A 23,823-nucleotide genomic window follows, 5' to 3' on the forward strand; every position below is an offset into this window, starting at 1 on the left:
CCCCCGCCCCCCCCCCCCCCCCGCCCCCCCCCCCGCCCCCCCCGCCCCCCCCGCCCCCCCCCCCCCCCCCCCCCCCCCCCCCCCCCCGCGACACGTCTGTCCGGAGTCGCGGGTCTGTCAGGGGCAGGCGCCCGTCAGGGGCGGGCCAGCCAACCCTTGACGAAGGCGGCCTGGCCGACGTGCTGGAGATCGTCCGAGATCACGCTGAGGAGCCGCACGCCGAGCGTCACGGCCGGGACCCAGGTCCGGTCCACGACGCGTCCGTAGTCCGCGTCCTTGAGCGTCCTGACGTACGCGACGGTCTGCTCGTGCACGGCGTCGTGGTACCCCACCAGCGCCTCCCCGGTGATCCCGCCGACCGCCGCCACGTCCTCGGGCGAGTGTCCGTACCCGGTGGCCTTGCGCGAGAAGGGCAGCTCGAACGTGCCCGTCCAGTCCTGTGCGATCCACACCTCGTCCGTCCCGGCCAGGTCGGCGATGTGGTCGTCCTGGATGCGGGTGAGATGCCAGACGAGCCAGGCGATCGAGTTCGCGCCCTCGTCGACGCGTACGGCCAGCTCGTCCGGGGAGAGGCCGTCGACCACCCGGTGGACGTTCTCACGGATACGGTCGAAGGCGTCGATGAGCAGATCACCGCTCGCGGTCATGGCACGCTCCGATTCTGTCCGGCCCCCAGGTCGCCCGGGACCGGCCCCGGGAACAGGGCTGTCTCCAGCATCGCCTTCCCGGCCGTGCCGCGCTTCCCCGGAGCGGCCGGCTGCCGCCCGGCGGAGAGACACCGGTGCGGCGCGCTGGGAGCGCGCCGCACGCGGGGCCGAACCCGGTGTCGCTGGACGAGAGGCCCGGCCGCGGGCTGCCGCCGGTCGTCTGATCTTCCGGGTGGGACGGCCGGGCCGCCCGGGGGCGATCTGGCCGTCATGCAGTTGTGCGATCACGCTACGCGGACCGCGGGCCGCACCTGTGGATCAGGCGTGGTCAGGCGAGTTCGGCGACCAGGTCCGCCACCGACTTGCGGCGGCCGGTGTAGAACGGCACCTCTTCCCGTACGTACAGCCGTGCCTTCGAACCACGCAGATGACGCATCAGGTCGACGATCCGGTCCAGCTCGTCGGCCTCGAAGGCGAGAATCCACTCGTAGTCGCCGAGCGAGAAGGATGACACGGTGTTGGCGCGGACGTCCGGATATCCACGGGCCATCTTTCCGTGGTCGGCGAGCATCGTACGCCGCTCCTCGTCGGGCAGCAGATACCAGTCGTAGCTGCGTACGAAGGGGTAGACGCTCACCCACTGGCGCGGCGTCTCGTCGGCCAGGAAGGCCGGCACGTGGGACTTGTTGAACTCGGCGGGGCGGTGCAGCGCCATGTTCGACCAGACGGGCTCCAGCGCCCGGCCCAGCCTCGTACGGCGGAAGAGGTTGTACGCCCCCTGGAGCTCGTCCGCGGTCCCGGCGTGCCACCAGATCATCAGGTCGGCGTCGGCGCGCAGCCCGGAGACGTCGTACGTGCCGCGCACGGTGATGTCCTTGGCGGCGAGCTGGTCGAACAGCTCCTGGACCTCGTCGGCGTAACCGGCCCGGTCCTCCGGCAGCAGATCGCGCAGCTTGAAGACGGACCACAGCGTGTAGCGGATGACGTCGTTGAGATCCTTGGCCTTCTTGCCCGCGTTGGGGGTCTTGTCTGGTGCGGAAGTCATACGGCTATTCTCCCGCGCCCCGATCGGTGCCCCGCGCCAGGGTCGGCGTGGCCATGATCTCGTCGGCGGCGCGCCGGGCGCTCGCGATACAGGCGGGGATGCCGACGCCGTCGTACGGGGCGCCGCAGACGCGCAGTCCGGGGAGTTTCGCGACGGCCTCGCGGATACGGGCGACGCGGGCGAGGTGGCCGACGGGGTACTGCGGGAGGCCGCCGATCCAGCGGGTCACCTCGGTGGCGACGGGCCGGGCGGCGAGTCCGACGGCGGCGCCGAGGTCGCGCAGGGACGCCCCGACGAGTTCGGCGTCCTCGCGCTGGAGCTGGTCCTCCTCGCCGTACCGGCCGATGGAGGTACGCAGGACGAACAGGTCCGGCGCCGACTCGGCGACCCAGCCCCACTTGCGGGTGGAGAAGGTGGCGGCCTTGATGGTGCGGCCGTCGACGGGCGGGACGAGGAAGCCGCTGCCGTCGGGCAGGCCGGGCAGTGAGGTGAGCGCGGCGCGGGGGAACGCCATCGTCACGAGCGCCATGGAGGCGTACTCGATCCCGGCGAGTTCGGCGGACGCGCCGGGTGACTCGTGCGCGAGGAGGGCGGAGGCGGACCAGGCGGGGTTGGCCATGATCACCCCGTCGGCGGCGACGGACTCCCGCTCGGTCCGCACGGTCCAGCCGTCGGCGGTGCGGGTGACGGCGAGGACGGGCGCCTCCGTACGGATGTCGCCCCCGCGCGCCCGTACGGCGTCGGCGACGGCGCCCGGCAGCCGGCCGACGCCGCCGTCGATGCCGGTGAACACGGCGTCGGTGCGGGGGTGTTCGGCGGCCTTGGCCTGGACGGCGCGGACGGCGTCGAGCAGCGAGTCGTGCCTGCGCAGCGCCTCGTACAGCTGGGGTACGGCGGCGCGCATCGAGATCCGGTAGGCGTCGCCCGCGTACACGCCGCCGAGCAGGGGCTCCACGAGCCGGTCCACGACCTCGTGCCCCAGTCGCTCCGCGACGTACTCGCCGACGGACACGTCGTCGCCGACCCGCGCCGGGCCGAGGTCCCCCTCGCGGCCGATCCTGGCGACGCCTTCCACGGAGAGCAGCCCGGTGAGGGCCGAGGCGTCACCCGGCACACCCATCACATGGCCCTTGGGCATGGCACACAGCTCCCCGCGCGACCAGAGCGACGCCGAGGCCGTGGCGGGCGGCTGGAGGCGCTCAGACAGCCCCACGGAGCGTGCGAGGTCGACGGCCTCGGGCCGGCGGGCGAGCATCGACTCGGCGCCGAGGTCGACGGGGGCGCCCGCGATCTCGCCGGTGCGGAGTTTGCCGCCGAGGCGGTCGGTCGCCTCCAGGAGGGTCACGCGGGCGCCGGCGGACAGCAACCGGTCCGCGGCGGCGAGCCCGGCGATGCCGCCGCCGATGACGACGACATGGGGCGCGGGACGGGCGGAAGGCGCGTGCCCGCCGGGAGGCGCGTGACCGTCGAGAGGCGCGGGATTCGGACTGCTCACCATGGCCTCCACTCTCTCAGACCGTTTCCGGCCCGCGTCCGGCGAGCCTCGGCACGTACCGAGTCCCGACCGTGACCGCTTCGCGACCGGAAAAGCGCAACCCGCGCCGCTGACGGTCCGTCGAACCGGCGACATCTACGCACAGCGTCCTTGGGGGGATCGACATGCGTGCACTTCCCGCATTCGCGGCAGCGCTTCTCACCGTTTCACTGGCCCTGGCCGGGTGCAGCGGGGCGAGTTCGGACGGCGGCGACCTGAAGTCCGACAGCGCGGCCAAGCCCGCGGCGGGCCGGCAGGGGGCGGGGGCGGCGGCCGACGAGGCCGGGGGCGAGGGCGAGGGCCAGGCGGACGGCGGCAAGGCCGTCGACAAGGAGTCCGCGAAGACCCATGTGATCCGTACCGCGGTTCTCTCGGTGGAGGTGCGGAGCGCGACAAAGGCGCTCGCCGACGCCCGTTCGGTCGCGCTGGACGCGGGCGGCGTGGTCGAGGACGAGACCACCGAGCGCATCGACGACACCCACGTGGCCTCGACCGTCGTACTGCGGGTCCCGGAGGCCGAGTACGACTCCGTCCTCACCGAACTGGCGGGCGCCGGGAAGCTGTTGTCCCGCACGGCGAACGCGAAGGACGTCACCGAGCAGGTGGTCGACGTGAACAGCCGGATCGCGACACAGCGCGCGAGCGTCGACCGCGTACGGAAGTTGATGGACCAGGCGCGGGACATCAAGGACGTGGTGGCCCTGGAGTCCCAGCTGAACACACGTCAGTCGGAGCTGGAGTCGCTGCTGGCCAAGCAGGCGTCGCTCGCCGACCGGACGACGATGGCGAGCATCCGGCTCGATCTGAGCGAGCCGTCGAAGGAGGAGCAGAACTCCGGGGACGACGACCCGGACTTCCTGGACGCGCTCGGCGGCGGCTGGGATGCGTTCGTGTCGATGCTGCGGTGGATCGTCGTGGTGCTGGCGGCGATCCTGCCGTTCGTCGTGGCGCTGGCGGTGCTGTTCGGGCTGTGGCTGCTGTTCGGCGCCCGGCTGCGACCGCGGCGTACGCCGGATCCCGCCCCCGTCGAGACGTTCGCCCCGGCGGCGGCGCCGGATCCCGGCCCGGCGCCGGACGCGGGCGGGCGGGACTGACCCGCCGCCTCCGCGTAGCGTCTGTGTGCCGGGTGCACGGTGCCCGGCACACATCCGAAAGGACGCGCAATGGCAGCGGAGCGCTTGGTGGTCATCGGCGGCGACGCGGCGGGAATGTCCGCCGCGTCGCAGGCCCGTAGGTTCAAGGGGCCCGAGGAGCTGGAGATCGTCGCCTTCGAGCGCGGCGACTTCGCCTCGTACTCGGCGTGCGGCATTCCGTACTGGGTCGGCGGTGACGTCGAGCGGCTGGAGGATCTTGTCGCCCGTACGCCGGAGGAGCACCGGGAGCGCGCGATCGATCTGCGGATGCGGACCGAGGCCGTGGAGATCGACACCGCCGGCCGACGGGTCCTGGCCAGGGATCTGGACGCCGGGACGGAGTCCTGGACGGACTTCGACAAACTGGTGATCGCCACGGGCGCCCGCCCGATCCGGCCCCCGCTGCCGGGCATCGACGCCCCCGGTGTGCACGGCGTGCAGACCCTCGACGACGGTCGGGCGCTGATCGAGACCCTGACCCGCACGGGCACCGGCGGCGGGCGCGCGGTCGTCGTGGGGGCGGGCTACATCGGCGTCGAGATGGCGGAGGCGCTGCTCAAGCGCGGGTACGAGGTCACCGTCCTGCACCGCGACGAGCAGCCGATGGCCACACTGGACCCGGACATGGGCCGGCTGGTCCACGAGGCGATGGACGGCCTCGGCATCACCACGGTCGGCGGCGCCGCCGTGTCCAGGATCCTCACCGGTGACGACGGCCGGGTCAGGGCGGTCGTCACCGACGACGCCGAGTACCCGGCGGACGTCGTCGTCCTCGGTATCGGCGTCCGCCCCGAGACGGCGCTCGCCGAGGCCGCCGGTCTGCCGCTCGGCCCGCACGGCGGGCTGCTCACCGACCTGTCGATGCGGGTACGCGGCCACGAGAACATCTGGGCGGGCGGCGACTGCGTGGAGGTGCTCGACCTGACCACGGGCACCACCCGCCACATCGCGCTGGGCACGCACGCCAACAAGCACGGCCAGATCATCGGCGCCAACGTGGGCGGCGACTACGGCACCTTCCCGGGCGTCGTCGGCACCGCCGTCAGCAAGGTGTGCGACCGGGAAATCGCCCGTACGGGGCTGCGCGAGAAGGACGCCCGCGCGGCGGGGCTCAGCTACGTCTCGGCGACCATCGAGTCCACCGGCACCGCCGGGTATCTGCCGGGCGCGCGGCTGATGACGGTGAAGATGCTCGCCGAGCGCCGTACGGGCCGGCTGCTCGGCGTACAGATCGTGGGCGGCGAGGGCGCGGCGAAGCGGGTGGACATCGCGGCGGTCGCCCTCACGGCCCGGATGACGGTCGAGCAGATGACGGCGCTGGACCTGGGCTACGCGCCGCCGTTCTCCCCGGTCTGGGACCCGGTCCTGGTGGCGGCCCGCAAGGCGACGGCGGCGGTACGCAAGGCGGGCTGGTAGCGGCTTGGGCTGTCCGCCCTAGCGGGCGGTGCGGGTGTGGACGTACTCGGCCAGCCGCGTCAGCGAGTCCGGGTCCATGTTCGGCAGCACCCCGTGGCCCAGGTTGAAGATGTGCCCCTCCAACCCCTTGGCGGCGTCGAGGACTTCGTCGGTCTTCGTCTCCACGGCCCGCGTGGGGGCGAAGAGGACCGCCGGGTCGAGATTGCCCTGGAGCGCCTTGCCGGGGCCGACGCGGCGGGCCGCCTCGTCCAGGGGTACGCGCCAGTCGGCACCCACCACGTCCGCGCCCGCCTCGCCCATGAGGCCGAGCAGTTCGCCCGTCCCCACACCGAAGTGGATACGCGGCACGCCGTATCCGGCGATCATGTCGAAGACCTTGGCGGAGGCGGGCATCGCGGAGCGCCGGTAGTCGGCGGGGGCGAGCGCGCCGACCCAGGAGTCGAAGAGCTGTACGGCGCTGGCGCCCGCCTCGATCTGCACCTTGAGGAACGCGCCGGTGATCTCCGCGAGCCGGTCGAGCAGTTCGGCCCACAGCTCCGGGTCGCCGTACATCATGGCCTTGGTGTTCTCGTGGTTACGGGACGGCCCGCCCTCCACGAGGTAACTCGCGAGGGTGAAAGGGGCGCCCGCGAAGCCGATGAGCGGGGTGGACCCCAGCTCGGCGGTGAGCATGCCCATGGCCTCGGTGACGTAGTGGACGTCGTCCGGCGTCAGGTCCCGCAGCTGCGCGAGGTCGGCGCGGGTGCGGACGGGGTGCGCGACGACGGGGCCGACGCCCGGCTTGATGTCGAGGTCGACGCCGATGGCCTTGAGCGGGACGACGATGTCGCTGAAGTAGATCGCGGCGTCGACCCCGTGCCGGCGTACCGGCTGGAGCGTGATCTCGGTGACCAGATCCGGCCGCATGCACGACTCCAGCATCGCGGTGCCCTCGCGCAGCTTGCGGTACTCGGGCAACGAGCGCCCCGCCTGTCGCATGAACCACACGGGGGTGTGCGGTACGGGCTCCCGCCTGCACGCCTTCATGAAGGCGGAGTCGTGGGTGGCGAGTGTCGCCGCTGTGGGTGCGGTCTTCGTCGGCTGGCCCGAGGGGCGGTCGTTGGCGCTCACGCCCAGAATCTTCGCATGTACACAGAAGCGGGCGCCCCGGGCCGGGTGTCCTTCACCGCACGGGACGCTCGTTCCGCCTACTCTTCCCCGCATGGCTGCGGCTCAGGGACAGTTTTCTGATCATTCCAACGGCGTCGGCGGTGCGGGGGGTACGGAGGAGGACTCCGTCCCGTCCGCGTTCCGGCTGGCCGTCGAAGCTCTGCGGACGGCGCGGCTGCGCCCCGAGATGGAGATCGACCCGACCAAGCCGCCCCAGCGGCTCGCGCCGCACGCGTACGCGCTGGAGGCGGCGGTCGTCCAGGGGGACGACGACCTGGCCGACGGCCGGCTCGTCCTGCTCCACGACCCGGACGGACACGACGCCTGGCAGGGCACCTTCCGGCTGGTGACGCTCGTCCGGGCGGAGCTGGAGCCGGAGATGGCGGTGGACCCGCTGCTCCCGGAGGTCTGCTGGTCGTGGCTGACGGGGGCGCTGGAGGCGCGCGGGCTCTCCTACGGAGAACCGAGCGGCACCGTCACGCGCGCGGGGTCGCACTACTTCGGCGGACTCTCGGAGCGCCGCCCGGCGACACAAATCGAGATCCGGGCGTCCTGGACGCCACGCGAGGGCATGGGCGGAGTCCCGGACGCGGCAACGCACTTGGCGGCCTGGTGCGATCTGCTGTGCCAGCTCGCGGGCCTGCCGCCGGCGGCCCCGACGGGCCCGACGGAGCCGGGGGCGGGCGTGGTCTCACTCCCCCAGCGCCGAGGTCCCCAGGCCCGCTAGGACCGTCCCGTCCAGGCGCCGGGATCGGCGCTCCGGGGAGGGGGCCACTCGTAGGATGATCGATCGCGTATCCGAATTGCCCGAATTGTTACTCATCAATTCGTGATCATTCTCTAAAGGCGGGGACGGTTGCTGCCGAAGAGGTCAATGACCCTTCAAGCACGGTTCGCCCCCGGCCTCATCCCCAGAGCCGGCCCGTCCCGCACCTTCCCAGGAGGCCTGGTGTCCGTTCTCCTCGAGCAGCCCGCAAGCCTGGTCGCCTACCGCCCGAACAAGCCGACGGCCATGGTCGTCGTGGCCGACCCTCGCGTCCGCTCCACCGTCACCCGCCACCTGTGGGCGCTCGGAGTACGTGACGTCATCGAGGCTTCGTCCATCGCGGAGGCGCGTCCCCGCGTCGGCAATCCACGCGACATCTGCGTGGCCGACGTCCACCTGCCCGACGGTTCCGGGCTGACCCTGCTGTCCGAGACCCGGGCAGCAGGCTGGCCCAACGGCCTCGCCCTCTCCGCCGCCGACGACATCGGCGCGGTGCGCAACGCCCTCGCGGGCGGAGTCAAGGGCTACGTCGTGACCGGTACCCGTACGAACATCGGCCACCCCGGCCGCCCCGGCGCCGCACCCATCGGCGCGGGACCCCGCATGCACCGCCGCCCCCCGGGTTCCCCGAGCCACCCGGGCGGCTACCGCGAGCTCTCCGGCCGTGAGGTCGAGGTGCTCAGACTCGTCGCCGAAGGCCAGTCGAACAAGGCGATCGGCGTCTCCATGGGGCTCTCCGCCCTGACCGTCAAGAGCCACCTCGCCCGCATCGCGCGCAAGCTCGGCACGGGCGACCGGGCCGGAATGGTCGCCGTGGCCCTGCGCACCGGAATCATTCACTGACCGGTTTCACCCTCCCCACCGGCCGCATCGCCCGCCGACGGAACGTTCCGTCGGCGGGCGGCGTCCGTTCACAGATACCCTTGACACGTGACCGACGCCCAAGAGACCGCAGAAGACCCACCACTGCGAACCACCGGGGGCGCTCCCCCGGACGACGTCGAAACGGCGCCGATCCCTTTGTTGGAGCCTCGCGAAGGCATTCCGCCGGTGGTCGCCACCGAAGAAGCGCTCGCCGAGGTGATCGCTGCCTTCGCCGCGGGCACCGGCCCGCTGGCCGTCGACGCCGAGCGCGCGTCCGGCTACCGCTACGGGCAGAGCGCGTATCTCGTACAGCTGCGCCGTGAGGGCGCGGGCACCGCGCTCATCGACCCCGTCGGCTGCCCCGACCTCTCCGCCCTCGGCGACGTCCTCGCCGACACCGAGTGGATCCTGCACGCCGCCACCCAGGACCTGCCGTGCCTGCGGGAAATAGGCATGCGCCCCACGCGGCTGTTCGACACGGAGCTCGCGGGACGTCTCGCGGGCTTCCCCCGCGTCGGCCTCGGCGCGATGGTCGAGAACGTCCTCGGCTTCGCGCTGGAGAAGGGCCACTCCGCCGTCGACTGGTCGACCCGTCCGCTCCCCGAGCCGTGGCTGCGGTACGCCGCGCTAGACGTCGAACTGCTGGTCGACCTGCGCAACGCGCTGGAGAAGGAGCTGGACCGGCAGAACAAGCTGGACTGGGCCTGGCAGGAGTTCGACGCGATCGCCTCGGCCCCGCCGCCGCCCCCGCGCAAGGACCCGTGGCGCCGTACGTCCGGCATGCACAAGGTCCGGCGGCGTAGGCAGATGGCCGTCGTACGGGAGCTGTGGAACACCCGCGACCAGGCCGCGCAGCGGCGCGACGTCTCCCCCGGCAAGGTCCTCAGCGACGGCGCGATCATCGAGGCGGCGCTGGCCCTGCCGGTGAACGTGCACGCCCTCACCGCGCTGCCCGGGTTCGGGCACCGGATGGGGCGGCGCGCGCTCGAACAGTGGCAGACGGCGATCGACCGGGCGAAGGCGCTGCCCGACACGGAGCTGCCGCAGCCGGGCCAGCCGCTGAACGGTCCGCCGCCGCCGCGTTCGTGGGCGGACAAGGACCCGGAGGCGGCGGCCCGCCTCTCGGCCGCGCGCGCGTCGGTGACGGCGCTCGCGGAGCGGCTGAACATGCCGCAGGAGAACCTGATCACGCCGGACACGGTGCGGCGGGTGTGCTGGGAGCCGCCGGCGGAGCGGAGCATGGAGGCGGTGTCGTCGGCGCTGGCCGCGCATGGGGCGCGGCGGTGGCAGGTGGAACAGGTGGCGCCGCTGTTGGCACGGGCGTTGGGGGCGACGGCGGCGACGGGCTGAGGGGCGGTTGCGGGGTCGCCTCCGGCGGGGGTTGCGGGGTCCCTCCGGGTTGCGGTTGTCGGCTGACGGTCGGGGTGCGGGGTCTTCGGAGGGGGGTGTCCGGACGGCGTGACTTACGCCGCGTGCAACGCTCGTTGGACCCGATGAGGCCTCCTTGTCCACGCGACACAAGTCAGCCTGAGTGTCCGAACACCCCCCTCCTGCGACCCCACCCCCCTCACACCGCCACACAGCACTGCTCAAGCAGCGGGTGGGCGGGGTGGGCCCGGACCGTACGGCCTTGACACCCGTCTTGCCGGGTGGCTGGCCTGCCGGGCAGCGTGTTCCGGGTCCCCTGACACCCTCCGCGGGTTGGGAGGGGGACGCGCAGGGGTCGTGGTCGGACACTCAGGCTGACTTGTGCCGCGTGGACAACGTGGGTCGTCGGGTCCAACGAACCGTGCACGCGGCGTAAGTCACGCCGTCCGGCCATGACCCCGGAGCGGCACCCGGACACCGGCCGCAACCCACCCAGCCCGTCCGGCGCCTGAGGACGAACCCACCCACCGGCCTGCGGGTGGACCCGGACACCGACCGCAACCCACCCAGCCCGTCCGGCGCCTGAGGACGAACCCGGCCCGCAGGGTGATCCGGGGAACACCCCGTCGGCCTGGGCAGCACGGTTACCCGCAAGTAGCATAGGATCCGAGCAAGCGTGCCCGCAGAGCCATCGCGACCCTGGAGGAGAGCCATCGTGCCTCGTACCGTCAGGGACGTCGTCTTCGTCGACGGCGTCCGCACCCCGTTCGGCAAGGCGGGCCCGAAGGGCATCTACCACGAGACCCGGGCCGACGATCTCGTCGTGAAGGCCATCCGGGAGCTGCTGCGGCGCAACCCGGACCTCGACCCCGCGAAGATCGACGAGGTCGCCATCGCCGCGACCACGCAGATCGGTGACCAGGGCCTGACCATCGGCCGTACCGCCGGGATCCTCGCCGGGCTGCCGCAGTCCGTACCCGGCTACTCGATCGACCGCATGTGCGCCGGTGCCATGACCGCCGTGACGACCACCGCCGGTTCCATCGCCTTCGGCGCGTACGACGTCGTCGTCGCCGGCGGTGTCGAGCACATGGGCCGCCACCCGATGGGCGAGGGCGTCGACCCGAACCCGCGGTTCGTGTCGGAGAAGCTCGTCGACGAGTCCGCCCTGTTCATGGGCATGACCGCGGAGAACCTGCACGACCGCTTCCCGCACATCACCAAGCAGCGCGCCGACGAGTACGCCGTGCGCTCGCAGGAGAAGGCCGCGAAGGCGTACGCGAACGGCAAGATCCAGCAGGACCTGGTGCCGATCTCCGTACGCCGCACCAGCCCCGAGGGCGGCGAGACCGGCTGGGGTCTGGCCACCGAGGACGAGCCGATGCGGCCCGGCACCACGCTGGAGTCGCTGGCCGGGCTCAAGACCCCGTTCCGCCCGCACGGCCGTGTCACGGCCGGTAACGCGGCGGGGCTGAACGACGGCGCCACCGCCTCTCTGATCGCGTCGGAGGAGTTCGCGCGGGAGGCCGGGCTGCCGGTCAAGATGCGGCTCGTGAGCTACGCGTACGTGGGTGTCGAGCCGGAGGTCATGGGCTTCGGCCCGATCCCCTCGACCGAGAAGGCGCTGGCCAAGGCCGGTCTGTCGATCGACGACATCGGCCTGTTCGAGATCAACGAGGCGTTCGCCGTCCAGGTGATCGCCTTCCTCGACCATTACGGCATCGCGGACGACGACCCGCGCGTCAACCAGTACGGCGGCGCCATCGCGTACGGCCACCCGCTCGCGTCCTCCGGCGTACGGCTGATGACGCAGCTGGCCCGGCAGTTCGAGGAGCAGCCGCAGGTCCGTTACGGCATCACGACCATGTGCGTCGGCTTCGGCATGGGCGCGACGGTCGTCTGGGAGAACCCGCACTTCGACGGAGGAAACAAGTGAGCACCGCTGAACTCCTGAAGGGCGCGGCCGAGCTGTTCCCGGACGAGGTCGTCACCCAGGCGCACGTACGCCACCTCGAACTCCCCGGCGGCGTGGGCACGTTCGCGCTCATCACGCTGGACAACGGGCTGGACCACACGAAGCCGACGACGTTCGGCCCGCAGTCGCTGGCGAACGTCGACGCGGCGCTCACCCAGGTCGAGGCCGAGGCCGCCGAGGGGAAGATCGTCGGTGTCGGGGTGACCGGCAAGCCGTTCATCTTCGCCGTGGGCGCCGACCTCAAGGGTGTCGAGCTGCTGAAGCGGCACGAGGACGCGCTGGCCATCGGCAAGGGCGGCCACGACGTCTTCAAGCGGCTCGCGGGCATCGCAGTGCCGACGTTCGCGTACTACAACGGCGCCGCGATGGGCGGTGGCGTCGAGATCGGGCTGCACTGCTCGTACCGCACCGTCTCCGCCGCGCTGCCGGCCTTCTCGCTGCCCGAGGTCTTCCTCGGTCTCGTCCCCGGCTGGGGCGGCTGCACGCTGCTGCCGAACCTGATCGGCGCCGATCGCGCGGTCACGGTGATCATCGAGAACTCGCTCAACCAGAACAAGCAGCTCAAGGGCGCGCAGGTCTATGAACTGGGCATCGCCGACGCCCTGTTCGAGGGTGCGGACTTCCTGGAGCAGTCGCTGCTGTGGACCGCGTCGGTCCTCAGCGGTGAGCTGACGGTCGCGCGCCCGGAGATCGACCGGGGCGAGGCGTGGGACCAGGCCGTCGAGCGCGGCCGGTTCGTGGCCGACTCCAAGGTGCACGGCGCGGCCCCCGCCGCGTACCGCGCGCTGGACATCATCGCCGCCGCGAAGAACGGTGACCTCCAGGCGGGTTACGACGCCGAGGACACCGCGCTCGCCGACCTGATCATGGGCGGTGAACTGCGCTCCGGGATCTACGCGTTCAACCTCGTGCAGCGGCGCGCCAAGCGCCCGGCGGGCGCGCCCGACAAGGCGCTCGCGCGCCCCGTCACCAAGGTCGGCGTCGTCGGCGCCGGGCTGATGGCCTCACAGCTGGCGCTGCTGTTCCTGCGCCGGCTCGAAGTGCCGGTGGTGCTCACGGACATCGACCAGGAGCGGATCGACAAGGGTGTGGGCTACGTCCACGCCGAGATCGACAAGCTGCTCGGCAAGGGCCGGATCAACCAGGACAAGGCCAACCGCTACAAGGGTCTGGTCACCGGAGTCCTGGACAAGGCCGACGGGTTCGCGGACGCGGACTTCGTCATCGAGGCCGTCTTCGAGGAGATGGGCGTCAAGCAGAAGGTGTTCGCGGAGGTCGAGGCGGTCGCCCCGGCGCACGCGATCCTCGCCACCAACACCTCGTCGCTGTCGGTGTCCGAGATGGCCTCGAAGCTGAAGAACCCGGAGCGGGTCGTCGGCTTCCACTTCTTCAACCCCGTTGCGATCCTGCCCCTGTTGGAGATCGTGCGCGGCGAGCAGACGGACGACGCGTCGCTGGCGACGGCGTTCGGTGTCGCGAAGAAGCTCAAGAAGAGCGCGGTGCTGGTGAAGGACGCGCCAGCGTTCGTGGTGAACCGCATCCTCACCCGCTTCATGGGCGAGATCCAGAACGTCATCGACGAGGGCACGCCCGTCGACGTGGCGGAGCGGGCCGTGGAGCCGCTGGGGCTGCCGATGTCGCCGCTGGTCCTGCTGGAGCTGGTCGGTCCCGCGATCGGTCTGCACGTCTCCGAGACCCTCAACCGGGCGTTCCCGGACCGCTTCACGGTCTCGCCGAACCTGGCGGCGGTCGTGAAGGCGGGCAAGCGGGGCTTCTACGTGTACGACTCCGGCAAGCCGGAGCTGGACCCGGAGGTCGCGGCGCTGCTCAAGCAGGGCGACACGGCGCTGACCGAGGAGCAGACGCGGGCGCGCGTGCTGGACGCGGTGGCGCAGGAGATCGGCCTGATGCTGGACGAGGGCGTCGTCGCGGAGGCCCAGGACATCGACCTGTGCCTGCTGACGGGCGCGGGCTGGCCGTTCCACCTGGGTGGCATCACGCCGTACCTGGACCGGGAGGGCGTCTCGGAACGGGTGAACGGCAAGCGGTTCCTGGCACCGGGCGTGGCGAGCGTGCCGGCGTAACGCGGCTGGACTGATCACCGGACGGGCCCGGGCGGGAACTTCCGCCCGGGCCCGCCTGGGTTGCGGTTGTCGGCTGACGGTCGGGGTGCGGGGTCTTCGGAGGGGGGTGTCCGGACGGCGTGACTTACGCCGCGTGCAACCTCGTTGGACCCGATGAGACCTCCTTGTTCACGCGACACAAGTCAGCCTGAGTGTCCGAACACCCCCCTCCTGCGACCCCGCCCCCCTCACACCGCCACGACGTCCCCACAAACCCCCGGTGGGCGGGGTGGGGGTGGGGTGGGACCGGACCGGGCGGCCATGACACCCGTCTTGCCGGGTGGCTAGCCTGCCGGGCAGCGTGTTGCGGGTCCCTGACACCCTCCGCGGGTTGGGAGGGGGACGCGCAGGGGTCGTGGTCGGACACTCAGGCTGACTTGTGCCGCGTGGACAACCCGGGTCGTCGGGTCCAACGAGCGGTTCACGCGGCGTAAGTCACGCCGTCCGGCCATGACCCCGGAGCGGCACCCGGACACCGGCCGCAACCCACCCAGCCCGTCCGGCGCTTGAGGACGAACCCGGCCCGCAGGCGCGGACCCCGGCAACCGGCGGACCCGGTACACGAACCCGTCACACCCGCGACCACGCCTCCAGCGCCAACCCCGGCTCCGCCTTCTGCCGGGCCACCCGCAGGCCGCCGTCCTTCGCGATCGTCGCCATCACCACGCGGCCCCGGCCGTCCAGGGCCAACGCGGGTGCGCCCACGCACTGTTCGCCCGTCGGGGTCCAGGTGACGCCCGCCGCCTCGTTCTCCGTCGGGTACGCGGCGAGCAAGGGGCGTCCGTCCAGGCCGCGTTGGGCCAGGATCGTGCAGTCGTGGCCGTCGACAGGCGTGCGGAGCAGGGCGATCGGGCCGGTGCCCGGACCGCCCAGCGGCGCGGTCTCGCCGCCGTCGAGGCGCCAGGCGTGCACCGTGCGGTCGTCCGTGTCGCGCCAGTAGTGCGTGAGGCGGTCGCCACCCGTACGCTCCGAGGTGAGGGTGCCGGGGGCGACGCGCGCCGCGAAGCTCTTCAGGTCGCGCTCGGCCTTCGCCGCCACCTTCGGCTGTCGCCAGCGCATCACCGCGTCGTCGGTCGGGCCCAGTACCTCGATCAGCCCGTCCTCGCCGACGACGGCCGCCGACTCGCCGGTCATCCGGGACCCCTTGAGGTCCGCCCACGCGAGCCACGCTCCGGTGGGCTTCTGGATCCGGGCCGACAGGCCCCGGCCCGCGTTGCGGGCGAAGAGGTGCAGCGAGCCGTTGGGGTCGATCACCGCCGACGGGAGGCCGAGCAGACCGCCCCGGGCGAGGTCCTTCGGGTACGGCGTACCGAGCGCCTGCCAGTCCCGCAGCGGGCGGCCGGTCTGGAACTGGACGGCGTACACGACGTCCGTCCGGATCTGGCCCTCGGCGGCGGGCTTGCGCCGCAGGCCCACCAGATGGACGTAGCCCTCGGCGCCGCTGGCGATGGAGAGGTACGGCAACAGGCCCGGGGCCGGGAGGAGTTCGGGGCCCGACCAGCTCGGTCCGCCGAGCCGGTCCTCCGTCCACCGCAGCACGCCGTCCTCGGTGGGCGCGTACGCGGTGAGTCTGCCGTCCTTGCCGCGCACCAGCCAGCTGGTGGTCGCGGGCAGGGCACCGTCGGCGGTGGGGAGGGGGATGGATTCAGCCGGCCGGGCGCCGGTGTCCGGGGCCTCGCCGGGGCTGCGTCCGGATCGTTTCGACGTCCGTGCGGACCGCAGTGCCATGACCCACTGCCACCTTCCCAGCGCATGAAATTTCCCCGACGATAGCATTCGCGGGCGAACGGGAACCGTACCGCCCCGGCCGGTTGTGGCACGCTCCTGAAGTGCGGATTCTACTGATTGTCGACGGGGCGAACGTGGTCGGTTCGGTGCCCGACGGATGGTGGCGCGACCGGCGCGCGGCGGCCGAGCGGCTGCGGGAGCGCCTGGTGCCGCTGGCCGCGGACGGGCTGCCCGACGTGGGGATTCCCGGGCCGGTTGAGCTGGTGCTGGTCGTGGAGGGGCGGGCGCGGGATGTGGAGTCCGTGCCGGGTGTACGGGTGGAGTCGGCGCCCGGCAGTGGCGACGACCTGATCGCGGAGCTGGCGCGGGGCGCGGGAGACCGGCCCTGTGTGGTCGTCACCGCCGACCGGGAGCTGCGGAGGCGGGTGGAGGCGTACGGGGCGCGCTGTGTGGGGCCCCGTACGGTGCGTCAGCCGCCGGAGGAGCGGACGTAGAGGACCGTGCCCTCGACGGTGCCGGGCAGTGGCTCGTACTGACCGGCCAGCAGGCGCCGTAGCGTCGGGAGGCGTTCGGGGGCGTAGGGCTTGCCCCGGGAGTCGTCGACGATCAGGGCGGGCGGACTGGCCCGCATCTCCTCGGCGAAGATCCGCCAGGCGCCGGGCATCCCGAACTCCTCGCCGACCTGGGGGCCGTCCCGGCCGCCGCTGAAGTTGGTGAGGAGCCCGGCGGTCAGATAGCGGCTTGCGGGCTCGCGGTCGGCGAGGCGGTACGTCTGCGGGTGCATGCCCCAGACGAGGACCCGGTCCGTGGGGGCGCTGTGTTCGCGTACGGCTCTGGCGACGCGTTCGGCGTGGGTGAGTTCCGCGTGGGGCGCGAAGAAGGCCCAGAGCACGAAGAGGGCGCAGGCACCGGCCGGGACGGACAGGACGTGTCTGAGCCGCTCGTGGCGCAGCGAACGCAGGGTCGCGGTCGCCAACAGGGCGATGGGCGGCAGGAGTTGCAAGAAGTAGTGGCCGTAGAAGTGGAAGCCCACGGCGACGGCCGCGGCGGAGGCGGCGAACCAGACCCAGAGGTCGGTGAGGGGTCCCCCGGCGGGCCGGCGGTGGGTCCGCAGGGCCCTGCGGACCGGGGGGACGATGCCGACGCAGCAGAGGCAGAGGATGAGGCTGTTCACGAACGCCCGGATGAGGACGTGGAGTTCGGAGCCGGTGAGGGAGAGCGCGTACGCCCCCGATCCGGTGACCGTCCAGAAGACGAAGCCCGCCGGGTCGGTCAGCAGCGCCGCGGCGGCGACCGGGACGGCGAAGCCGGCGCCCGTACGGAGCAGGGCCGGGCGCAGCGCGGGGCCGGGGCCGGTGGTGCGCCAAAGGAGCCAGAGCACGGGGACGAGGACCACGCCCCCGGTCTGTTTGGTGAGGAACGCCCCGGCGACGGCCACTCCTGCGGCGCCCCAGCGGCCCCGGTCGGCGCAGAGGACGGCCGCCGCCGTGCAGGGCAGCATGACGACCTCGAAGGTGACGGCCTGGGTGTCCTGGGGGATGAATCCGACCGAGATCAGCAGGAAGAGCACTCCGGCCGTGACGCCGGACCGGTCGCCCCAGCGGCGCCGGGCGAAGGCCGCGAGGAGGGCGGCGGTGGTGAACTGGGCGCCGATCGCGAGGAGTTTCATCGCCTGGGCGGATCCGTCGCCGAAGAGCGTGAAGGCCGCCTCGTACAGCCAGGGCAGCAGGGGCGGCTTGCGGTCGACGACGGTCTCGTACAGCTCGCCGCCGTCCGCCAGTATCCGGGCCTGTACGGCGAGATAGCCCTCGTCGGGGCTCCAGAAGGGGTGCAGGAAGGACGGGAGCCTGATGGCGAGGGCGACGGCCGCCAGGACGGGCAGCAGCCGCCGCCAGAAGCCGTACGCGGCCGTACGGGTGGGCCGGGGCGGGGCGGGGGCGAGGCGTGGTGCGGTGGAGGGCTCGACGGACATGCGTGACTTTCCTGCGGGGACGGGAACCGGTGTGGTGTCAGCCGGACTTGCCGAGGCGGCTGTTGGCCCGTCCGTAGGCGAAGTAGACGACCACGCCGATGGCCATCCAGATGGCGAAGCGCAGCCAGGTCTCGGCGGGCAGGTTGAGCATCAGCCACAGCGAGGCCATCACCGACACGGCCGGCAGCCAGGGCACCAGTGGGGCGCGGAAGGACCGGGGCAGGTCGGGGCGCGTACGGCGCAGGATGACCACGCCGATCGCGACGACGACGAAGGCGAAGAGCGTGCCGATGTTCACCAGGGAGGCCAGTTCCTCGATGCTGGTGAAGCCCGCGACGATGGCGATGATCACGCCGAGCAGCACCGTCGAGCGGTACGGGGTGCGGAAGCGGGGGTGGACGTGTGAGAAGACCCGTGGGAGCAGCCCGTCGCGGCTCATCGCGAAGAACACCCGGGTCTGGCCGAGCAGCAGGATCATGCACACGGTGGTGAGGCCGACGGCGGCGCCGAAGCTGATGACACCGGAGTAGAAGGGGTGTCCGGTGGCCTTGAAGGCGTCGGCGAGCGGTGCGTCGACGGTGAGTTCGGTGTACTTCTGCATGCCGGTGACGACGACGGACACGGCCACGTACAGCACGGTGCAGATGATCAGTGAGCCGAGGATGCCGCGGGGCATGTCGCGCTGCGGGTCCTTCGTCTCCTCGGCCGCCGTGGCGACGATGTCGAAGCCGATGAAGGCGAAGAAGACGACGGAGGCGGCGGTGAAGATGCCCATGACGCCGAAGTTGGTGGGCGCGTAGCCGAACATCAGCTGGATGAGCGGTGAGTCGAGACCGCCGCCGGAGGGCTGTTCCTGGGCCTTGGGGATGAACGGCGAGTAGTTCGCGGAGTCGATGAAGAACGAGCCCGCGATGATGACGATCAGGACGACGGCCACCTTGATGACCACGACGACCGTGGTGACACGGGCGGAGAGCTTCATCCCGAGCACGAGGATCCCGGTCAGCAGGAGGACCAGGAGGAAGGCCAACAGATCGAAGCCGAAGCCCTCTTCGGCGTCGGTGCCCGCGAGGGCGTGGGGCAGGTGCCAGCCCGCGTTGTCGAGCAGCGACTGCACATAGCCGGACCAGCCGACGGCCACCACGGCGGTGGCGAGGGCGAATTCGAGGACCAGGTCCCAGCCGATGATCCAGGCGGGCAGTTCGCCCAGTGAGGCGTAGCTGAAGGTGTACGCGGAGCCGGCCACCGGCACGGTGGAGGCGAACTCCGCGTAGCAGACGGCCGCGAGGGCGCAGACGATGCCGGCGGCGACGAAGGCGAGGGCGGTGGCGGGGCCCGCGTTGTCCTTGGCGACGGCGCCGGTGAGGACGAAGATGCCGGTGCCGATGATGACACCGACACCGAAGACCGTCAGATCGAGTGCGGAGAGCGACTTCTTGAGCGCGTGCTCCGGCTCTTCGGTGTCCTGGATGGACTGTTCGACGGTCTTCGTGCGGAACAGCGGGTTCCGTCCGCTGGGTTCCGTGTCGTGCTGGGTGCTCACCGGCGTACCTCCGAGTGCGTGGATGCCGCCATGATCGAGAGATGCCCGGCGGCCCCGGTGCCCGGAAGCGGTTATTTCACACGGATGGGCCGGTCGGACCACCCGTACAGGGAGTCCGACCGGCCCATCCGCCGGTGCGTCTTCTTCTACGACGAGGTCAGTCGCGCGTGACCTCTTCGGCCGACGGTACGCCGGCCATCCGGCCGTCGATCCGCGAGACGAGGCCGGTGACCTGGCGTGCGATGTCCGGGGCCGTCAGCCCGATTTCGGCCAGCAGCTCCTTGCGCGAGGCGTGGTCGAGGAAGCGGGCCGGGATGCCGAAGTCCCGCAGGGGGATGTCGACACCGGCGTCCCGCAGGGACTGGGCGACGGCCGAACCGACGCCGCCCGCGCGGCTGTTGTCCTCGACGGTGACGACGACGCGGTGCTGGTCGGCGAGCGGCGCGAGCGCCTCGTCGACGGGCTTGACCCAGCGCGGGTCGACCACGGTCGTCGAGATGCCCTGCTTGTCGAGGAGATCGGCGATCTCCAGGCACATCGGGGCGAGCGCGCCGACGGACACGAGCAGGACGTCCGCCGTGCCCTCGGCGGGCCGGCGCAGCACGTCCATGCCGCCGACCTTGCCCACGGCGGCGACGGCGGGGCCGACGGCGCCCTTGGAGAAGCGCACCACGGTCGGGGCGTCGTCGACCGCGACGGCCTCGCGCAGCTGCGCCCGTACCTGGTCGGCGTCGCGGGGGGCGGCGATCCGCAGGCCCGGCACGCACTGGAGGATGGACATGTCCCACATGCCGTTGTGGGACGCGCCGTCGGTGCCGGTGATGCCGGCCCGGTCGAGGACGAACGTCACTCCGCAGTTGTGCAGGGCGACGTCCATCAGGACCTGGTCGAAGGCGCGGTTGAGGAAGGTCGCGTACACGGCGAAGACGGGGTGCAGTCCGCCGGTGGCCAGGCCGGCCGCCGAGACCGCGCCGTGCTGCTCGGCGATCCCCACGTCGTACACCCGGTCCGGGAACGCCTTCGCGAACTTCTCCAGGCCGACCGGCTGGAGCATCGCGGCCGTGATGGCGACGATGTCGGCGCGTTCGTTGCCGAGTTTGACCATCTCCTCGCCGAACACCGAGGTCCAGTCGACGCCCGAACTGGCGATCGGCAGACCGGTGTCGGGGTGGATCTTGCCGACGGCGTGGAAGCGGTCGGCCTCGTCCTGCAGCGCGGGCTGGTAGCCGCGGCCCTTCTCGGTGAGGCAGTGGATGATGACGGGGCCGCCGAACCGCTTGGCGCGCTGGAGGGCCGACTCCATGGCCTCCAGGTCGTGTCCGTCGATCGGGCCGACGTACTTCAGGCCCAGGTCCTCGAACATGCCCTGGGGGGCGATGAAGTCCTTGAGGCCCTTCTTCGCGCCGTGCAGGGTCTCGTAGAGCGGGCGGCCGACGACCGGGGTGCGCTCCAGGATGTCCTTGCCGCGGGCCAGGAAGCGCTCGTAGCCGTCGGTGGTGCGCAGCGTCGCGAGATGGTTCGCGAGGCCGCCGATGGTGGGCGCGTAGGAGCGTTCGTTGTCGTTGACGACGATGACGAGGGGGCGGTCCTTGGCGGCGGCGATGTTGTTCAGCGCCTCCCAGGCCATGCCGCCGGTGAGCGCGCCGTCGCCGATGACGGCGACGACGTGGTCGTCGCGGCCGAGCACCTGGTTGGCCTTGGCGAGGCCGTCGGCCCAGCCGAGGACGGTCGAGGCGTGCGAGTTCTCGATGATGTCGTGCTCGGACTCGGCCCTGGACGGGTAGCCGGAGAGGCCGCCCTTGCTCTTGAGCCGGGTGAAGTCCTGGCGTCCCGTGAGCAGCTTGTGCACATAGGACTGATGGCCGGTGTCGAAGAGGACCTTGTCCTTGGGCGAGTCGAAGACCCGGTGCAGGGCGATCGTCAGTTCGACGACTCCGAGGTTGGGACCGAGGTGTCCGCCGGTCTTGGAGACGGCGTCGACGAGATAGGACCGGATCTCACGGGCGAGCTGGTCCAACTGCTCGGGGCCGAGGCGGTCCAGATCACGCGGGCCCTTGATCCGGGTCAGCAGGTCCCATCCGTCGCCCATCGCCGACTCGGGCGGTCGCGCTGCGCGCGGCTGTGTCACCGTGCCTCCTAAGCGTTGAACTGATCTCGCATGCCGGACGGCCGAGTCTAATGTTCCCCGTGCGGCGGGCGTCATCGGGCGGCGCGTAATTCACCGTACGGGCATGTGTGCGGATGTCAGACGTACGCCCCCGACGGGCGCGCCGGGACGCGGCCGTGCCCGGCACCGGGGCTTCCGGTACCGGGCACGACATGCGACGACGGCGGTCAGGCGCGGCCGGCGGTCTTCTGGGTCTTCCGGGTGACGGCGTCGATGACGACCGTGGCGAGAAGCACACCACCGGTGATCATGTACTGGATCGGTGAGGCGATGCCCTGGAGGGCGAGGCCGTACTGGATCGACGTGATGACCAGCACACCGAGCAGCGCGTTCCAGGTGCGGCCCCGGCCGCCGAAGAGGCTGGTGCCACCGATGACGGCCGCCGCGATGGCGTTCATCAGCAGTTCACCGGCGCCGGCGCCCTGGTTGGCGGAGGCGATCTTCGAGGCGATGAACAGACCGCCGATCGCGGCGAAGGTGCCCGCGATGGAGAAGACGGCGATACGGACGCCGACGACGCTGATACCGGCTCGGCGCGACGCCTCGACGCTGCCGCCGAGTGCGAAGACCTTGCGGCCGAAGGACGTTCGGCGCAGCACGAAGTCCGTCGCCACCAGCACGATCACGAAGATCAGTACGGCCAGCGGCAGGCCCTTGTACTGGTTGAACATGATCGCCACAGCGAAGGCCAGGACGGCCAGCAGCGCCGTACGGACGATGATCTCGCTCAGCGGCCGGGAGGGGACGCCGGCGGCGGCCCTGCGGCGGTTGTCGAAGAACGAGGAGAGGAAGTAGCCGGCGACCACGATCACCGCGAGGGCGTAGGCGGCGGCGACGTCGGTGAAGAAGTACCCGGTCAGCTTGCCGACCAGGCCCTCGGGGTCCAGGTTGATGGTGCCGTTGTCGCCGAGGATCTGGAGCATGAAGCCGTTCCAGAACAGCAGACCGGCCAGGGTCACGGCGAACGCGGGCACGCCCACCCGGGCGAAGAAGAAGCCGTGGATGGCGCCCGCGGCGCTGCCGGTGAGGATGGCCAGGATCAGCGCCAGCCACTCCGGCATGCCGTGCGTGACGGCGAGGACCGCGAAGGCGGCGCCCGCCACACCGCTGACGGAGCCGACCGACAGGTCGATCTCGCCCAGCAGCAGGACGAAGACGATGCCGACCGCGATCATGCCGGTGCCGACCATGGCGACCGAGATGTCGGAGAGGTTGCCGGCGGTGAGGAAGTTCGAGTTCAGGCTGGCGAAGATCGCCCAGATGATGATCAGGCCGATGACGACGGGGATGGAACCGAGGTCACCGCCGCGCATCTTGCGCTTGAACTCGCCGATGTATCCGGCGAAGCCCTGCTCGCGGACGAGCAGCCGGGGGTCCACGGCGACGGTCGCCGCGCCGGCCGCGGGGGCGGGCGCGTCGTCGGCGGTGCCGACCGGTGCGGAGGTCTTGTCGAGACTCACTTCGTAACCTCCGCGTTGCGCGCCGCGCGTCGGGTCACGGCGTTGTCCGTGGCACCGGTGATCGCGGAAATGATGTCTTCCTGCGAGGTGGCGGCGACGTCGAAGAAGCCGTTGTTGCGGCCCAGCCTGAGCACGGCGACCTTGTCGGCGACCGCGCGGACGTCCTCCATGTTGTGGCTGACGAGGATGACGGCGTAACCGCGTTCACGCAGCCGCTCGACCAGGTCGAGGACCTGGGCGGTCTGCTCGACGCCGAGGGCCGCGGTGGGCTCGTCGAGGATCACCAGCTTGGGCTCGCCGAGCATGGACCGGGCGATGGCCACGGTCTGGCGCTGGCCGCCGGAGAGCGAGGCGATCGGGATACGCACGCTGGGGATGCGGATCGACAGCGTGGTGAGCAGCTCGCGGGCGCGGCGCTCCATCTCGACCTCGTTGAGCACGCCCCAGGAGCGCAGCTCCCGGCCGAGGTAGAGATTGCCCACGACATCGAGGTTGTCGCACAGCGCGAGGTCCTGGTAAACGGTGGCCACACCGAGCGCCTGGGCGTCGTGCGGCTTGTTGATCGCGACCGACCGGCCCTCCCACTCGATGACGCCGTCATCGATGGGGTGGACTCCGGCGATCGTCTTGACGAGCGTCGATTTGCCGGCGCCGTTGTCGCCCACGAGGGCGACGACCTGTCCGGCATGGACCTCAAGCTCTACGTCGGTGAGCGCCTGCACGGCACCGAACCGCTTGGAGACCCCTCGCAACGCCAGCACGGGCGTAGCGGTCACGTAAACCATCTCCTTCGCCGCCTGGCCGGCGGGGATACCGCGCCCTCGGGGGTGGGCGGGCGCGGGGGTCGAGCAGAAGAGAGAACTGCGGGTGACACGGCGAAAGCCGTGAAGTGATCCGTCCGGCGCCCCGCCCGGTAGCGGGACAGTTGAGGGG

At 71.6% G+C, this 23,823-nt stretch carries 18 protein-coding genes; 8 read left to right on the forward strand and 10 right to left on the reverse strand.

The features are described from left to right. Window positions 1-134 precede the first annotated feature (134 nt). The 3 genes from ACFYNU_RS28470 to hemG form a co-directional block, all read right to left on the reverse strand. Window positions 135-647, reverse strand: a complete 513-nt coding sequence (locus ACFYNU_RS28470; RefSeq protein WP_356597266.1) for a DinB family protein — start codon at window positions 645-647, stop codon at window positions 135-137. A gap of 328 nt (window positions 648-975) precedes the next feature. Next, complete coding sequence (gene hemQ / locus ACFYNU_RS28475) at window positions 976-1,692, reverse strand: hydrogen peroxide-dependent heme synthase (protein ID WP_356597264.1); 717 nt, start codon at window positions 1,690-1,692, stop codon at window positions 976-978. A gap of 4 nt (window positions 1,693-1,696) precedes the next feature. Beyond that, window positions 1,697-3,190 carry a protoporphyrinogen oxidase gene (hemG, locus tag ACFYNU_RS28480; RefSeq protein WP_356597262.1) on the reverse strand — a complete coding sequence of 498 codons (1,494 nt, stop codon included), beginning with the start codon at window positions 3,188-3,190 and terminating at the stop codon, window positions 1,697-1,699. 161 nt (window positions 3,191-3,351) lie between these two features. Here hemG and ACFYNU_RS28485 point away from each other — a divergent pair, with 161 nt between their 5' ends. Both ACFYNU_RS28485 and ACFYNU_RS28490 read left to right on the forward strand, forming a co-directional pair. Beyond that, entirely contained in the window at window positions 3,352-4,320 is a 969-nt protein-coding gene (locus ACFYNU_RS28485; RefSeq protein WP_356597260.1) for a DUF4349 domain-containing protein, read from the forward strand. Window positions 4,321-4,389: 69 nt separating this feature from the next. After that, on the forward strand, window positions 4,390-5,775 hold the full coding sequence (locus ACFYNU_RS28490; protein ID WP_356597258.1) for an FAD-dependent oxidoreductase: 1,386 nt from the start codon (window positions 4,390-4,392) through the stop codon (window positions 5,773-5,775). Between the two features lie 18 nt (window positions 5,776-5,793). Here the strand turns inward: ACFYNU_RS28490 and hemE are convergent, their stop codons facing one another. After that, a complete protein-coding gene (gene hemE, locus ACFYNU_RS28495; protein WP_356597256.1) occupies window positions 5,794-6,885 on the reverse strand; it encodes a uroporphyrinogen decarboxylase in 1,092 nt (363 codons plus the stop codon). A 91-nt stretch (window positions 6,886-6,976) separates the two neighbouring features. Here hemE and ACFYNU_RS28500 point away from each other — a divergent pair, with 91 nt between their 5' ends. The 5 genes from ACFYNU_RS28500 to ACFYNU_RS28520 all read left to right on the forward strand — a co-directional run bounded on the left by ACFYNU_RS28500 (window position 6,977) and on the right by ACFYNU_RS28520 (window position 13,981). Beyond that, a complete protein-coding gene (locus tag ACFYNU_RS28500; protein ID WP_356597254.1) occupies window positions 6,977-7,651 on the forward strand; it encodes a DUF3000 domain-containing protein in 675 nt (224 codons plus the stop codon). A gap of 222 nt (window positions 7,652-7,873) precedes the next feature. Then, window positions 7,874-8,533, forward strand: a complete 660-nt coding sequence (locus ACFYNU_RS28505) for a response regulator transcription factor (RefSeq protein ID WP_023537917.1) — start codon at window positions 7,874-7,876, stop codon at window positions 8,531-8,533. A gap of 87 nt (window positions 8,534-8,620) precedes the next feature. Further along, complete coding sequence (locus tag ACFYNU_RS28510) at window positions 8,621-9,904, forward strand: ribonuclease D (RefSeq protein ID WP_356597252.1); 1,284 nt, start codon at window positions 8,621-8,623, stop codon at window positions 9,902-9,904. A 733-nt stretch (window positions 9,905-10,637) separates the two neighbouring features. Then, entirely contained in the window at window positions 10,638-11,858 is a 1,221-nt protein-coding gene (locus ACFYNU_RS28515; RefSeq protein WP_356597337.1) for an acetyl-CoA C-acyltransferase, read from the forward strand. Continuing rightward, entirely contained in the window at window positions 11,855-13,981 is a 2,127-nt protein-coding gene (locus ACFYNU_RS28520) for a 3-hydroxyacyl-CoA dehydrogenase NAD-binding domain-containing protein (protein WP_356597335.1), read from the forward strand. The genes ACFYNU_RS28515 and ACFYNU_RS28520 overlap by 4 nt, the downstream gene beginning before the upstream one ends. Window positions 13,982-14,590: 609 nt before the next feature. On the opposite strand, the gene ACFYNU_RS28525 is transcribed toward ACFYNU_RS28520, so the two are convergent. After that, window positions 14,591-15,748 (reverse strand): hypothetical protein, encoded by a 1,158-nt coding sequence (locus tag ACFYNU_RS28525; RefSeq protein WP_356596541.1) that lies wholly within the window; start codon window positions 15,746-15,748, stop codon window positions 14,591-14,593. Between the two features lie 101 nt (window positions 15,749-15,849). Between ACFYNU_RS28525 and ACFYNU_RS28530 the strand changes: the two genes are divergently transcribed. Further along, the gene (locus tag ACFYNU_RS28530) at window positions 15,850-16,242 is read left to right on the forward strand and encodes an NTP pyrophosphohydrolase (RefSeq protein ID WP_356596543.1); all 393 of its coding nucleotides are present in this window, start codon (window positions 15,850-15,852) and stop codon (window positions 16,240-16,242) included. Here ACFYNU_RS28530 and ACFYNU_RS28535 read toward each other — a convergent pair. The 5 genes from ACFYNU_RS28535 to ACFYNU_RS28555 all read right to left on the reverse strand — a co-directional run bounded on the left by ACFYNU_RS28535 (window position 16,218) and on the right by ACFYNU_RS28555 (window position 23,675). After that, the gene (locus ACFYNU_RS28535) at window positions 16,218-17,720 is read right to left on the reverse strand and encodes a glycosyltransferase family 39 protein (RefSeq protein WP_356596545.1); all 1,503 of its coding nucleotides are present in this window, start codon (window positions 17,718-17,720) and stop codon (window positions 16,218-16,220) included. The genes ACFYNU_RS28530 and ACFYNU_RS28535 overlap by 25 nt on opposite strands. 37 nt (window positions 17,721-17,757) lie before the next feature. Then, entirely contained in the window at window positions 17,758-19,263 is a 1,506-nt protein-coding gene (locus tag ACFYNU_RS28540; protein WP_356596547.1) for an amino acid permease, read from the reverse strand. Window positions 19,264-19,420: 157 nt separating this feature from the next. Continuing rightward, window positions 19,421-21,352, reverse strand: coding sequence for a 1-deoxy-D-xylulose-5-phosphate synthase (gene dxs, locus ACFYNU_RS28545; RefSeq protein WP_356596605.1), 1,932 nt, complete (start codon window positions 21,350-21,352; stop codon window positions 19,421-19,423). Between the two features lie 245 nt (window positions 21,353-21,597). Continuing rightward, window positions 21,598-22,890, reverse strand: coding sequence for a sugar ABC transporter permease (locus ACFYNU_RS28550; RefSeq protein ID WP_356596549.1), 1,293 nt, complete (start codon window positions 22,888-22,890; stop codon window positions 21,598-21,600). Continuing rightward, window positions 22,887-23,675, reverse strand: a complete 789-nt coding sequence (locus ACFYNU_RS28555) for an ATP-binding cassette domain-containing protein (protein WP_356596551.1) — start codon at window positions 23,673-23,675, stop codon at window positions 22,887-22,889. Before ACFYNU_RS28555 ends, ACFYNU_RS28550 begins: the two co-directional genes overlap by 4 nt. Window positions 23,676-23,823 lie beyond the last annotated feature (148 nt).

Source organism: Streptomyces sp. NPDC006643 (genome assembly GCF_042870175.1).
In the GTDB taxonomy this organism is placed as follows: Bacteria; Actinomycetota; Actinomycetes; order Streptomycetales; family Streptomycetaceae; genus Streptomyces.